Annotated in this window: 11 protein-coding genes; 8 read left to right on the forward strand and 3 right to left on the reverse strand. The window is 61.4% G+C overall.

Annotation, left to right across the window (positions count from 1 at the left end; genetic code table 11):
• The first annotated feature begins 136 nt into the window (after nucleotides 1-136).
• The 5 genes from tsaB (at nucleotide 137) to NW826_RS04635 (ending at nucleotide 5,419) form a co-directional block, all read left to right on the forward strand.
• Nucleotides 137-811 carry a tRNA (adenosine(37)-N6)-threonylcarbamoyltransferase complex dimerization subunit type 1 TsaB gene (gene tsaB / locus NW826_RS04615; RefSeq protein ID WP_414509555.1) on the forward strand — a complete coding sequence of 225 codons (675 nt, stop codon included), beginning with the start codon at nucleotides 137-139 and terminating at the stop codon, nucleotides 809-811.
• A gap of 45 nt (nucleotides 812-856) precedes the next feature.
• Nucleotides 857-1,414, forward strand: a complete 558-nt coding sequence (gene efp / locus NW826_RS04620; protein WP_414509556.1) for an elongation factor P — start codon at nucleotides 857-859, stop codon at nucleotides 1,412-1,414.
• A gap of 63 nt (nucleotides 1,415-1,477) precedes the next feature.
• Nucleotides 1,478-1,939 carry an acetyl-CoA carboxylase biotin carboxyl carrier protein gene (gene accB / locus NW826_RS04625; protein ID WP_414509557.1) on the forward strand — a complete coding sequence of 154 codons (462 nt, stop codon included), beginning with the start codon at nucleotides 1,478-1,480 and terminating at the stop codon, nucleotides 1,937-1,939.
• 94 nt (nucleotides 1,940-2,033) lie between these two features.
• Complete coding sequence (locus NW826_RS04630) at nucleotides 2,034-4,343, forward strand: hypothetical protein (RefSeq protein ID WP_414509558.1); 2,310 nt, start codon at nucleotides 2,034-2,036, stop codon at nucleotides 4,341-4,343.
• Between the two features lie 20 nt (nucleotides 4,344-4,363).
• Entirely contained in the window at nucleotides 4,364-5,419 is a 1,056-nt protein-coding gene (locus NW826_RS04635) for a DNA polymerase III subunit delta' (protein ID WP_414509559.1), read from the forward strand.
• Here NW826_RS04635 and NW826_RS04640 read toward each other — a convergent pair.
• Nucleotides 5,403-6,662, reverse strand: coding sequence for an ATP phosphoribosyltransferase regulatory subunit (locus tag NW826_RS04640; protein ID WP_414509560.1), 1,260 nt, complete (start codon nucleotides 6,660-6,662; stop codon nucleotides 5,403-5,405). The genes NW826_RS04635 and NW826_RS04640 overlap by 17 nt on opposite strands.
• 15 nt (nucleotides 6,663-6,677) lie before the next feature.
• Nucleotides 6,678-7,748, reverse strand: a complete 1,071-nt coding sequence (locus tag NW826_RS04645) for an isochorismatase (RefSeq protein WP_414509561.1) — start codon at nucleotides 7,746-7,748, stop codon at nucleotides 6,678-6,680.
• Between the two features lie 304 nt (nucleotides 7,749-8,052).
• On the opposite strand from NW826_RS04645, the gene NW826_RS04650 reads away from it, so the two are divergent.
• From NW826_RS04650 to rpsD, 3 genes are all read left to right on the forward strand, one after another.
• Nucleotides 8,053-9,420, forward strand: coding sequence for a nicotinate phosphoribosyltransferase (locus NW826_RS04650; RefSeq protein ID WP_414335252.1), 1,368 nt, complete (start codon nucleotides 8,053-8,055; stop codon nucleotides 9,418-9,420).
• 125 nt (nucleotides 9,421-9,545) lie between these two features.
• Nucleotides 9,546-10,682, forward strand: coding sequence for a GDP-mannose 4,6-dehydratase (gene gmd / locus NW826_RS04655; RefSeq protein ID WP_414335254.1), 1,137 nt, complete (start codon nucleotides 9,546-9,548; stop codon nucleotides 10,680-10,682).
• Between the two features lie 158 nt (nucleotides 10,683-10,840).
• Entirely contained in the window at nucleotides 10,841-11,452 is a 612-nt protein-coding gene (gene rpsD / locus NW826_RS04660; protein ID WP_414335255.1) for a 30S ribosomal protein S4, read from the forward strand.
• 77 nt (nucleotides 11,453-11,529) lie between these two features.
• Here rpsD and NW826_RS04665 read toward each other — a convergent pair whose 3' ends face one another.
• Nucleotides 11,530-13,077, reverse strand: a complete 1,548-nt coding sequence (locus tag NW826_RS04665) for a TolC family protein (protein WP_414341788.1) — start codon at nucleotides 13,075-13,077, stop codon at nucleotides 11,530-11,532.
• Nucleotides 13,078-13,081: the final 4 nt, after the last annotated feature.

The following is a 13,081-nucleotide window of genomic DNA, read 5'->3' on the forward strand; positions in this document are numbered from 1 at the left end:
CACGTTGCTGGTTGAGCGACGTTGGATAACAGTAGTCATGATGGCAAACTTCCCTGAGGAAGCGCGAAGATTGACAACACAACCTTAAAACATCCGTTAAGTTCTGTCAATTGGCTCATTGATCCTGAGAGAGGCCATGTCTCTTCCCCGCTGGATTTTAGGGATCCACACCACCACGCCGGTTTTGGGCTTGGCCCTGCTGCCGTTGGAGCCGGAGCTGGGAGAAACCCGCATTCTGAGCCGGTGGCTGGATCGGGAGATGGCAGCGCAGTTACACCCTTGCCTGAAGGAGTTCTTGGCCGGGCAGGACTGGTCGCAGGTGTCCGGGATCGCGGTCGCTTTGGGGCCGGGCAGCTTTACGGGCAGCCGTTTGGGGGTGAGCGTGGCGCGCCTGCTGGGTCAGCAGTTGCACATCCCAGTGTTTGGCTACTCGGCTTTGGCCGTCCTGGCCCGTCATGCGTGGATCCAGCAGGGATCCCCGGCACAGCCCTTGACGGTGGCGGTGCAGATGGACGCCAAACGGGGAGAGTGGTATGGCGGCGTGTACTGGGTGGGGGCCGAACATCTGGCTGTGGCAGTGGCCGCTCAGCTCTGGGCGGAAGCGGCTTGGCAGGCGACTCTCCGAGCGTGGCCGCAGGCTTTATCTGTGGATGCCGCCGATTTTGTGGATCCTGTGCCGGTGGTGGCGTTGGCAGAATTGGCCCGCGCCGATTTCCGGGCCGGGCTGCGCCCTCAGTGGCAGGAGGTGCTGCCCATCTATGGTCGTCGCCCCCCCATCGATCCCCAGGTGCTGAATCCGAGTGCCCCCTGATCACGGTAAGATTGGGAAGTCTGAGCAACGGATCCCTCTGCCGACATGATCTCAAGCAACGATTTGCGCCCTGGCGTCTCTGTAGAAATTGACGGAGCTCCCTACAAGGTGATTGAGTTTCTGCATGTGAAACCCGGCAAGGGAGCGGCCTTTGTGCGCACCAAACTCAAAAACATGCAGACCGGCAACGTTGTGGAGAAAACCTTCCGCGCCGGGGAAACCCTGCCGGCGGCCACCATCGAAAAAGTCGAGATGCAATATCTCTACGCAGAGGGGGACAACCTGGTGTTCATGGACATGGAGACCTATGAGCAGGCCCCCATTACTGCCACCCAAATTGGCTCCGCCGTGAAATACCTGAAAGAAAACATGCAAGTGTCAATCCTGCGCTGGAATGGGCAGGTGATCGATGTGGAGTTGCCCAACACCGTGGTTCTGGAGGTGGTGGAAACCGATCCAGGGGTGAAGGGAGATACCGCAACCGGGGGAACCAAGCCGGCCAAGCTGGAGACCGGTGCCGAGATCCAGGTGCCTTTGTTCATCAAGGTAGGGGAACGGATCCGGGTCGATACCCGCACCGACACCTATCTGGGCCGCGAGTAGCTTCTTCCCCCAGCTTAGGGATTTCCGTTGTGGACAGGTGATGCATCAGGAGTGAGCCTTCCCTTGGATGTTGTCAATTGGCAGGAAATTCGTCTTCTCCTGGCCGCTCTGCAAGAGAGCGATGTAGCCGAACTAACCCTGGAGTACAAAGATTTTCGCCTCACCTTGCGCAAAGGGAGCGCCAAAGCTCCTCCTCCTGCCGCTCCGCCGCTGGCCCCCTCCCCTGCTCCCCCTGCAGAAGCTCCTCCTCCTGAGAGCGCTCCCAAGCCTGCCCCCAGCCACTGGGTAGAGGTGACGGCGCCGATGGTGGGCACCTTCTACAGCGCCCCTGCCCCCGGAGAAACGGATTTCGTCCAGGTTGGCCAACGGGTGAACAAGGGTCAAACTCTCTGCATCATCGAAGCCATGAAGCTGATGAACGAGATAGAGGCCGAAACAGCAGGCGTGGTGAGGGAGATTTTGGTGAGCAACGGCCAGCCGGTCGAATTTGGCCAAGTTTTAATGCGACTGGATCCCACAGGGTAAAGCCAGAGTGGCGCTGCCCTCCCTTGGTGCTTTATCCTGGGGGCAATAAGCTGAAGTGCAGCAGCGACACAGTCTTGAACTGGGAGCCTTCTTGATGCCTCGGCGCTCTTCTTCCCAGAGTGGCTCTACCCCATTCCCCTTTCTGGAGGGGCGGGGTGCTGCTGATGGTGAGGCTGAGTCGAGCTTGCCGCTGGGGCAGCGTTTGCTGCGGGCAGGGCTCATTTCCCAATCCCAGTTGGCCCAGGCCCTGCGGGAGCAGCAGCAAAACCACCTCAAGTTGGGAGAAGTGTGCCTCGAGCACGGCTGGCTCACCCTGCCCGATCTCTACCGCTTTTTGCCCAGCCAGTCCCTTTCTCTGGGGGAGATTTTGGTGGCGCTGGGCCATTTGGATTTCGAGCAGTTGCGGGTTGCTCTGGCCCAACAGCGTCGTTACGGGCGGAAACTGGGGGAGATTCTCACCTGGAAAGGTTGGGTACAGCCGGCCATTTTGGATCGCGCCTTGGATGTGCAGGTGCAACTGCAACAGATGGCTTCCTCCAATGCGTGGGAGGCGCTGCAGCCTTTTTTGGCCAGGGATCCCCAGCCAACCCCCCAAAGCTCTGCAGCCGGGGATCCTCTCTGGGGGGTGGAGCCGGCTCTGCCCGTACCGGAAGAGGCCAGGATTCGGCCACCCGGGCTTGACTCTGAAGTTGGGGAAGTTCCCGTCTCCAGAACAACAGCCACGGCAGCCCTAGATCTTGCTGATGAGCCTCAACCGGCCACCTTGGCCGACTACTGCAAGCAAGTGGAAGCCTTGCAGCTGCAAATCGAGCTCCAGGAACAGGAATGGGATCGGATCCTGGCCAACATGAATCAGCAGATTGCCGATTTTCAAAGCCAGTATCAACAGCGCATTCAAAAACTGGAAGCCACCATCCGCCTCCAACAAGTGGAGCTCCAGCATCAGGCCACGTTACAGCAGGATTTGCGAGTTTGGCGGGAACAACTGCAACGGCTGGAAACGGAGTTGGCCCTTGTCCGCGCTGCGGAGCAAAAAGCCCAGCGGCAGTTGCAAACCCAGCGAGACTGCTATCAATCCGAATTGGAGCAGTTGCAAGAGCAGATCCAAATTCTGCAGAAACGCCAGTTGGACTCGGTGCCCGGCAGTGTTGTGGCCGACCTACGCGCCCAATTGGAGGCCGCACTTCATCAGATCCAGCAGCTCCGGTCGGAGCGGGATCAGTTGCAGGCCCAACTGGCCCGGCAAGTTGCAGAGTCAGAGGCTGCCCTATCCCCGCATCTGGACGCTTCCCGGCCCGAGCAGGTTGCCACCCCAGAGCAACCGATTGCGGAGCTGAGAGCCGCTGTGCAGAGGTGGCAAGAGCGCTACGCTCAGCTACAGCAAGAGCACGAAACCCAAATGGCGCGGCTTTCCGGCTACGTTCCCCCAGAGCAGGTGGAGAGCTTGCAGGCGCAGCAACAACAACTGCAAGCGGAAGTGGCGCGGTTGATGGCAGCCAACCGTGACTACGAAGCGCACATTGCCCAACTGGAGGAGCAACGGCAGCAGAGCGAAGCTTTGATCCAGCAGCTCAGGGCAGAACAGGCTGAGGCCGAGCAGCGCATTGTCCAACTGGAGGGATCCCTGCAAGCCCGCCAGGAAGCCCTGGAACAGGCTCAGCAGCAACTCAAAAGCATGGGATCCCGCCTCAGCGCCCTCCAACAGCAGCAGGCCAACTTGACGGTGGAGCTGCGAGACGCGCGGGAGCTGCTGGCGGCCTACCGACAGAGCTTGGAGACTTTACAAGAGAACCTCAAAGTTGAGCAGAACCGCAACCGTCTGCTGCAGGTGAGTTACGAACAGCAGAAGCTGATCGCCGAGGCCGCCCAAGCCCAGTTGAGAGCAGCCAACCTCCCAACCGCCAAAGAGGGGCCGGCGCATTCGTCTGGGCCTGCCAGGGGGACGGAGGAGCCCGGGCTCAACGCCGGGGAGCTTCCCGCCAATCCTGAAGACCCGCCGACGGATCCCTTGTTGGCGGAGCTTACCCCGTGGGCCAGGCATCTGTTCCAAAACTTGCAGGAGGCGGGCCTGCTGGATCGGCCCCAGATCGAACACATCCTCAGCCGTTGGCAACAGGCGGGGGGCAAGCTGACGACAGTTATCGGCGAGTGTGCGGGCCTGAAGGCGACCACGATCAAATTCTTTGCCGATGGGGGATATTCGGCCCGGCTGTCGGGGTGCCACACGCTGGGAGAGTTCCTCAAGGCTGCCGACTTGTTGGCTGCTGAGGTGCTGGAGTTCTTGCCGCCAATGGATGAAGCTTCCCCACACTGGGGGGATTCCTTGGTGGAGCGGGGGTTGTTGCGACCGGAGACGCTGCAGTATTTCCGCAAGCACTTCCTGTCGGCTCCCGCCAACCGATAACCTCATCCTCTCCTGCTGAGATGATGTTTGGAGTTGCAGCCGCCGAGACCCCTGACCCGGTGAAGGTCTTGCCCCCGCAGCGCATTGTTGGCCAGGAGATGGCAGCGCGGCTGCTGGTGGCGGCGCTGGAGAAGGGGCGGGTGACTTCCAGCTACTGTTTCTTGGGCCCCCAGGGGGTGGGTCGGGGGCTGATGGCCCGGTGGTTTGCCCAGGCACTCCTGTGCGAAGCCAGCTTTGGGATCCCTTGCGGCAAGTGCTCAAGCTGCCGTTGGCTGCTGGCGGGCAACCATCCCGACCTCCATTGGGTCAGCCCCACCTACCTGCACCAGGGCCGTCTGATCCCGGCAGAATCCCCGGAGGCGCAAACTTTGCAGCGGCGCTCGCCACCCCAAATTCGCCTGGAGCAGGTGCAGGGAATAGCTCGCTTTTGTTCCCGTAGGCCGATTCCTGCGAGGACTCCGTCCTGCTTACGCGAACGGCGCTCGGTGGTGGTGCTGGAGGGAGCAGAAACCTTGGCAGAAAGCGCTGCCAATGCCTTGTTGAAAACCCTGGAGGAGCCGGGCCCGGCTCACATCATTCTCATCGCCTCCCAGGCGGCCTCCCTGTTGCCAACCCTGCTGTCCCGCTGCCAGATGGTGCCGTTTCGCCGCCTCAGCCCAGAAGAGGTGGAGCGGGTGTTGGGTGGGTTGGGTTGTCCAGATCTGGCAGGGATCCCCCGATCCGAGCTGATCGCCTTGGCCCAGGGCAGCCCCGGCCTGGCGTTGCTGGCCCAGCAGCACCTGCGGGAGATTCCGCCATCGCTACTGGAGGAACTCAAACGTTGGCCCTGGCACTTTTCTCTTCAGCAGGCGTTGGAACTGGGCAGAGCGGTGGCCGGTTTGGAGCTGCCGGCGCAACTGTGGCTGATCGACTATTTGCAACAGCATTTCAGGCCTACAGCCCCCTATCGCGAGTGGGCGCAGGGATCCCGTCAGGCAATCCAGCAGTTGGAGCGCATTCGCCAACAACTTTTACAACTGGTGCAGCCGCGCCTCTGTTGGGAGGTCAACCTTGCCAGGATTAGGCCGGGTGGGTGATGTGATAGCTGCCGTCGGCCTGTACCCAGGCGATCTCCGAGATCCGACACCGGCGGGCGTAGGCTTCGATCTCTTCGGGGTCCCGATCCAGCAATTCCAGCTCTACTGCTTCTGATGCTCGCCAGCGGGCGGCCAAAGCCAGCGCCGCCGGGATCCCCGCCGGCACCAGGGGCACCACCAACCGCTTGCAGACCATCGCCTCGGTTTGGGGATCAGGGGGCAAGAGCCGCAGCAGCGTATCCGGCAGCAGGGTAAAGCCGATCCCCGGCTGTTCCACTTGCTGAGGGCTGTAGAGGGCATGCAGCCGGTCGTAACGTCCTCCCAAGGCGATGACCTCCCCGGCGGCCACCGCCTGAAAAACGATGCCGGTGTAGTAAGCCAGGGTTTGCAGCAGGCTCAGATCCAGCACCACCTGCACTCCATGATCCTGGAGCACCTGGCAGAGCTGCCGCAGATCCCGCAGCCGCTCAGGCGGCACTGGCAGCCGCGCCAGGTTAGAAAGAACCTGAGCGGGCTGGCCCCGCAGCCCCAGGATTTGCAGGCCAATCTGGCGGGCGGCTTCCGGCAAAGGGGCCGATTCTAGGTAAACGTAGTCGAGCCGGGCAATGGCACGGCGCACCGCCGCTTGAGCCGTGGGGGCAACTGGGCTGAGCAGGCTTTCGGTCAGGCCCACATCGCCCAGCAGCAGCGTCCAAGCGGAGATGCCGACCGAGCGAATGCAATCGGCCAACAGCAGCAGGATCTCGGCATCGGCCAGCCATCCGCCCGCCCCGATCAGCTCCACCCCGGACTGAAAAAACTCCTGGCTGCTGTAGGATCCCTCCTCCCGCCGGCTGTTGCGGAAAACGCTGCCGTGGTAGTAGAGCCGCAGCGGCAAAGGCCCGCCGGCTAGACGGGTGGCCGCCGCCCGCACAAGGGAAGCGGTGAACTCCGGGCGCAGCCCCAGCATCATCCCTTCGCCATCCCGCAGTTGCAGCACCGCCTCGGCGCGGATGGATCCCCCCGCCAGCAGTGTTTCCAGCCGCTCCAGGGTGGGGGTGATGAGGCGCTGGTAGCCGTAGCGGCGAAAAACCTGGGTGAGCTGAGCCTCCAGCCTCTCCCGTCGCTGTACTTCCCGGGGCAGCAAATCGCGGGCGCCGCTGGGGGGGCGCAGGCTGCTGGAAAGGGTGGAAGCAGCTAAGGACTCCGTCCCGCTGACGCGATCGTACACAGGCTGCTCCGGCAGAGTGTCCTGCCGCATCATACTGGATCTGCGGGGTCAGCCGGGATCCCTGGGAAACTCAGGCCACTCCCAGATGGGGTCGGTGGAGCGCACCCGGTGCATCCCGGCGGCGGCAAAGCGGGCGAAGGCCGCCTCCGCCTGCTCGCTGAAATCCACCCCGCCGGGGATCACCACCGCTGAGGTGCAATCTTCCAGAAGATAAACTTTCTTAGCCAGGCTGGGATCCGTGGCTTGGATCTCCTGCAACAGGTCGTTCACCGTCCAGGCCACACAGTGGCTTTTGGCTTGGCCGGCCACGATCAGCGCGTCAAACTGCAACAGGTGGCAGATGAGGGACGCGTTTTTCTCGTCGATGGGATCCCCTTCCGGCCCGGTCAAGACCTCCGGACTGAGCACGGAATAATTTTCTGTCAAGGGGTTGGCTCCCTTGAGCTGCAGGCTGGGCTGGCTGTGGCGGGCCATGCCGTGAAAGAAGATCGCCTCTTCCACCGCCGGCACCAGAGCATGGCCGATCCCTCCCAACATGGAGTGGTAGGGCCAGACGATGAGGGGATATTTGCCCCCTTGCTCCAACTGCTCGGCGTAGTGCAGGGCATAAACCTGCAGCCGCGTCAGATCCCCTTGGGTGAGGTTGGCAGCCATTGCGGGGTTCACCCGCCACCGCCCGCAGCGAATATCGGCTGCCGAAATGGCCGTGGCCGGTTCAGGATGGGCTCCCTGCGCGTCCACCCAAAAGACGGGGTGGAAAATCTGCATGGCTGTGTGGGTGTCGAGGGTGGCGATGATCTGGGTGATGTGGGCCAAGTTGCGATAGATAAACTGACAAAGCCGTCGATTGTCTTCCACCGCACCCAAACCGCTGGAGCCGGCCACAAACAGCTCAAAGCCAGGAATGCAAAAGGTATTCTGCACATCGATCAGCAACAAGCCCACCCGCACCCGATCGGCCTCTGCCGGTGGGATCCCGTGCTCCTTGGCCCAGCGCTCGGCTTCTGCTGCCCGCTGTTGGTAGGGCACCCGCCAGATCTCTCCCACCCGCTCCGGCGCAAAGTGGGGCGGCAGGCTCGCCGGCGCCTCAACAGCTAGCTCCTCTAGCATGGGATTCATGGCGTTCTTCCACTGCAACTTGGCCGACCTCGCACAAGCGCGCTCAGGGTTGACGGGGTCGGGTGGATACTTATGGTTAATCTTACTATAAGTCGGGGCTAGAGTTTTGCCCAGGTGGCCGCTCATGTTCTCGGCTACGTTTGGGTTGGGTGTTTTGTCAAGACTGGTTTTTCCAGTCTTGCGGGGGTTGTGGTGCTGCTTGTGGATCCCTGACAGGCAGGCTTACTTATGGTAGGTTTCACTATAACCTTGGCGGCAACCCGCCGCGTGCTCCCGTCCCCCTCCACCTGCCCTGAGGTTTTTCATGTTGAGCCCTGATTTCTCGTCGTTGCGGCCCCAAGACTATGGTTTGCTGACGGATCTGTACCAGTTCACCATGGCCGCCTGCTATGTGGGGGAAGGGTTAGAGGCTCAGCCTGCTGCCTTTGAGCTGTTTGTGCGGCGGCTGCCCACCGACTATGGCTATCTGATCGCCATGGGGCTCGCCCAGGCAGTGGACTATCTGCAGCAGCTCAGCTTTGCCCCCGAGGCTTTGCAGGCGCTGCGGGAAACGGGCATTTTCGCCGATGCGCCGGAGCGCTTTTGGGATCTGCTGGCCCGCTGCCGGTTTGAGGGAGATGTGTGGGCAGTGCCGGAAGGAACCGCCATTTTCGCCAACCAGCCTCTATTGCGGGTGGAAGCCCCCCTCTGGCAAGCCCAACTGGTGGAGACCTACCTGCTGGCCACCTTGAACTACCAGACCCTGATTGCCACCAAGGCGGCCCGGATGCGGGATGCGGCGGGGGATGAGGCCATTTTGCTGGAGTTCGGCACGCGGCGAGCTTTTGGGCCCCAGGCGGGGCTGTGGGCGGCCCGGGCGGCGCTGGCTGCAGGGTTTAACGCCACTTCCAACGTCTTGGCGGCTCTGAAATTGGGGCGCAAGCCGGCAGGAACCATGGCCCATTCCCTGGTGATGGCCATCGCTGCTCTCTCGGGCGACGAGACCCGCGCCTTTCAATCCTTTCGGCGCTACTTTCCCCAGGCCGCGCTTTTGATCGATACCTACGATCCCATCCAAGGGGCGCGCACGGCAGCCCAACTCTTTGCGGCCACCCATCCGGATCAACTGGGATCGCGCGGGGAAATCGGCGGGGTGCGCATCGACTCCGGAGATTTGGAAGATCTCTCTCGCCGGGTAAAGCAGATTTTGCCCCAGGGAGCGCCGGTGTTTGTCAGCGGCGACCTCGACGAACACGAGATCGAGCGTCTGCATCGCTCCCAAGCTCCCATCAGCGGCTACGGGGTGGGCACCCGCCTGGTGACCGGGGAAGGGGTCAACGGGGTGTACAAATTGGTGGAAATCAACGGGATCCCGGTGGCTAAGGCTTCCTTTGCCAAAGCTACTCTTCCCGGGCGCAAGCAGATCTTTCGCAGCCCTGAGGGAGACTTGTTGGGCCGGTTCGATGAGCCCCCGCCCCCCGGCTACGAACCGCTGTTACGCCAGATCATGCACAGGGGTGTGCTGCTGGCTCCCTTGCCAGATCTAGAAGCCATCGCCCGCACCAGCCGCGCTTCTGTGCTGCGCCTACCTCAGGGGGTGCGGCAACTGCGCCAGCCGGATCCCTGGCCCATGGCCCTGACCGCGGCCTTGCAACGGGTAAAAGACCACACCCTCGGTCAGGAATCTGCCTGAGGAAAGGGAGTTTTGCTGCATTATAATGTCTTGGCTTTCAAGTCTCTGCTTCGAGATCTGAGTTTTGCTATTGGACTTGAGCCACTTCGCTGCCTAGACTTTTCCCGCTCTTTGCCCCCAACTCTATGACCCAACGTGCCTTAATTACCGGCATCACTGGACAGGATGGCTCTTATCTGGCCGAGCTGCTGCTGCAGAAAAACTACGAAGTTCACGGCATCATCCGCCGCGCTAGCACTTTCAACACCGACCGCATCGACCACATCTACGTGGATGCCCATGACCCGCAAGCCAGGCTATTTCTCCACTACGGGGATCTCACGGACGGCACCACCCTGCGCCGGATCCTGGAACAGGTGCAGCCGACGGAAGTGTACAACTTGGGGGCCCAATCCCACGTGCGGGTGAGTTTTGATGCGCCGGAATACACCGTCGACGCGGTGGCCATGGGCACGCTGCGTCTTCTAGAGGCCATCCGCGACTACCAACAGCGCACCGGGATCCGGGTGAAGTTTTACCAGGCGGGATCCTCGGAGATGTTCGGCCTGGTGCAGGAGATCCCGCAGAAGGAGACCACCCCCTTCTACCCCCGCAGCCCCTATGCCTGTGCCAAGGTGTACGCCTACTGGCAGACGGTCAACTACCGCGAAGCCTACAATCTGTTCGCCTGCAACGGCATTTTGTTCAACCACGAGAGCCCACGGCGGGGGGAAACCTTTGTAACCCGCAAGATCACCCGCGCCGTCAGCCGCATCGTGGCCGGTAAACAAAGCAAACTGTACCTGGGCAACCTGGATGCTAAGCGAGACTGGGGCTACGCCAAAGACTATGTCGAGGGAATGTGGATGATGCTCCAACAACCCCAGCCGGACGACTATGTGTTGGCTACGGGGGAAACCCACACCGTGCGCGAGTTCGCGGAACGAGCCTTCGCGCTGGTGGGTCTGCCCATTACCTGGAAAGGCTCCGGCCCAGCCGAACAGGGATTGTATAAAGACCAGGTGTTGATCGAGATCGACCCCCGCTACTACCGCCCAACCGAGGTGGATCTGCTGCTGGGGGATGCTTCCAAAGCCAAGCGAGTCCTGGGGTGGGAGCCCAAAGTGAGCTTCCCACAATTGGTGGAGCTGATGGTGCTGGCCGACTTGGAAGCCATCGGCCTGGATCCGGATCCCATCCTGGGGGAACGGCGCACCCTCAACGGCCTGCTCAGCGAAGATCGCGCCTTCATCCGCACCCAACTGGGGGTTCATTACGACTGACAAGAGGGATAAGACGGTCGAGACGGGATCCCAAAAACCGCTTCGTCCCCCTTGCCCAGATCGGGGAGTGAACGCTTAATATAGGAGATCGCCAATTCTTCTAGCTTCCTGAACGTTCGACCCTGGACATCCTTTGCTGATTTCGGAGAACTGCCCGCATGTCCCGCTACACAGGTCCCCGTCTAAAAATTATTCGTCGCTTCGGGGGACTTGATCTGCCCGGTTTGACGCGCAAGCGCCCCAAAAATAACAATCCGCCCGGTATGCATGGCGCCGAGCGCAAGAAAAAGTCTGAGTATGCCATTCGCCTAGAAGAAAAGCAGAAGGTGCGCTTCAACTATGGGCTAAGCGAACGGCAGATGATCCGCTACATGCGCAAGGCACGGCGCTCCAAGGGATCCACCGGCTTGGCCCTGTTGCAGATGCTGGAAATGCGGTTGGATTGCATCGTGTTTCGTCTGGGCATGGCTCCCACCATCCCGGCAGCTCGACAGTTGGTGAGCCACGGTCACATAGAGGTTAACGGCCAAAAGGTCACCATTCCCAGCTATGGCTGCAAAGTGGGGGACGTGATTACGGTCAGAAACAAGGAATCTTCCCGCAAGCTGGTAGCCGCCTACGCAGAGTATCCGGGTCTGTTTCTACCTGACTACCTGGAGTTTGACAAAGAAAAGCTGCGCGGACGCATCAAAGAACTGCCCCCCCGCGAGCAAATTTGCGCTCCGGTCAACGAGCTTTTGGTGGTTGAGTTCTATTCCCGTAAGCTCTAAGGATCCCTTTTGCTGCTAACTCCCCTCTCCCCCTGGGAGAGGGGCTGGGGGTGAGGGAGCAAAGCCAAGGAAATGGGTTAGAGGCTGCCGATGGCCCGCCGCAGTTGTACCAAGGCGCGGTTGTAGGCGATCACAGCATCAGAAAGGTTGCCACGGGCGGTGGTGAGGGCAGCTTCGGCATTGATCACCTCTGTCTGAGTGCCCACCCCCGCTTGCAAGCGCAGCCGGGCCAAGCGCAGGCTTTCTTCTGCCGAGGCAATCGCCACTTTGGCCGAGTCGATCTGCTCGCGGCTGGAGCTGAGGGTCAGGAAGGCTTCTTCCACCCCCCGCTGGATTTCATTGCGGGTGCCAACGAAATTGCTCACGGCCACTTGTCCATCGATCTGGGCTTGGCGGGCTTGGGCAGATGCTGCTCCCCCATCGAACCACGTCAAGCTGAAATTGGCTCCGACCGAATAGCCAACATCAAAACTGTTGCGGCTGGCGTTGAAATCGTTAACGGCATCGAGGGTGGCGAACAAACCGACCTGGGGGCCATTGCGGGCTTGGGCCAGGCGCACACGGCTTTGGGCTTGTTCCAGCTCGCGGCGTTGGCGCTCCAGCTCTTGTCGTTGGGCGAAGGCAGCGATGATGGTCTCTTCCAAGCTGAGATCCCATTCTCCCATCGGCTCGATGCGGTCGCTGGCCAACACATCGGTGGGGCTGGGAAAGTTCAGCAGTTCGGCCAGACGGCGGCGATTCAGTTGTTGGATGTTTTGGGCCGCCAGCAAGGCTTGTCGGTTGTTGGCCAATTCCGTCTCTGCTTGGAGAATCTCGAAGCGCGTGCCCAGCCCGGCCCGTTCTCGAGCTTGAGCATCCCGCAGGGTGGCTTCCGAGCTTTCGACAGCAGCCTGTCTGATGGCAACCCTGGCATCGGCGCTTTGCAGATCGTAGTAGGCGTTGGCCACAGCTTGTTTGACCGTCTGCAGGGCTTGCTCCAGTTGCAGTTGGGCGACGCGCAGAGCTTCTTGGGCCAGCTTCAGGTTTTGCTCCCTGAGGCCAGTGTCAAAAGCGGTGTACTCCACCCGCACCACGCTGGCTGAGAAAGTGTGAACTTCGCGGCTTGGCCCGCCGCCGGGTGAAGGAGGTTCGCTGTATTGGTAACTGGCTCGAGTGGAGAGGCTGGGAGCAAAGGCAGCTTGAGCGACGGCCACCCCGGCCTCGGCCCGCTCGACGGCCAGCCTGGCCTGCTGCACAGTTGGGTTTTGGGCCACGGCGAGCTCCAGGGCTTGTTCCAAAGACAAGCCCTCTCTTCGCTCAATGCGCACCTGCAAGGGGGATTGGGGTACTACCAATTCTTCAGCCGTCAAGGCTCCCTGCACCGCCAGGTCAGCGGCAGGGGCGGAGTCGGCAAGGTTGGGGGGAATCGATAGGGTGGGGGGGGGTGGGGGGGTGAGGATTTCGCGGCTGTTGGGCAGAGCAAAAGTAGCGGAGCCAGGGGCTTCCGGCTGGGCAAGAGCAGGAGCAACCCAGAGCAGACTCAACAGTAGGCCACAGGGGGCGGAACGGGCAAGGTGCAACTGGGATCCCGCCAAGCCCATCTGCCCTTGAGGAAGTCGCAGCGGATCCCCAGCTACATTTTCCATCGCC

This window comes from Synechococcus sp. OH20, assembly GCF_047502685.1.
Lineage (GTDB): Bacteria > Cyanobacteriota > Cyanobacteriia > Thermostichales > Thermostichaceae > Thermostichus.

Excerpts from the sequence above, each read along its gene's own strand:
- NW826_RS04645 (WP_414509561.1), bottom strand. The coding sequence starts at position 7,748 with ATGAATCCCATGCTAGAGGAGCTAGCTGTTGAGGCGCCGGCGAGCCTG.
- NW826_RS04650 (WP_414335252.1), top strand. The coding sequence starts at position 8,053 with ATGTTGAGCCCTGATTTCTCGTCGTTGCGGCCCCAAGACTATGGTTTG.
- rpsD (WP_414335255.1), top strand. The coding sequence starts at position 10,841 with ATGTCCCGCTACACAGGTCCCCGTCTAAAAATTATTCGTCGCTTCGGG.
- efp (WP_414509556.1), top strand. The coding sequence starts at position 857 with ATGATCTCAAGCAACGATTTGCGCCCTGGCGTCTCTGTAGAAATTGAC.
- NW826_RS04665 (WP_414341788.1), bottom strand. The coding sequence starts at position 13,077 with ATGGAAAATGTAGCTGGGGATCCGCTGCGACTTCCTCAAGGGCAGATG.
- NW826_RS04630 (WP_414509558.1), top strand. The coding sequence starts at position 2,034 with ATGCCTCGGCGCTCTTCTTCCCAGAGTGGCTCTACCCCATTCCCCTTT.
- gmd (WP_414335254.1), top strand. The coding sequence starts at position 9,546 with ATGACCCAACGTGCCTTAATTACCGGCATCACTGGACAGGATGGCTCT.
- NW826_RS04635 (WP_414509559.1), top strand. The coding sequence starts at position 4,364 with ATGATGTTTGGAGTTGCAGCCGCCGAGACCCCTGACCCGGTGAAGGTC.
- tsaB (WP_414509555.1), top strand. The coding sequence starts at position 137 with ATGTCTCTTCCCCGCTGGATTTTAGGGATCCACACCACCACGCCGGTT.
- NW826_RS04640 (WP_414509560.1), bottom strand. The coding sequence starts at position 6,662 with ATGATGCGGCAGGACACTCTGCCGGAGCAGCCTGTGTACGATCGCGTC.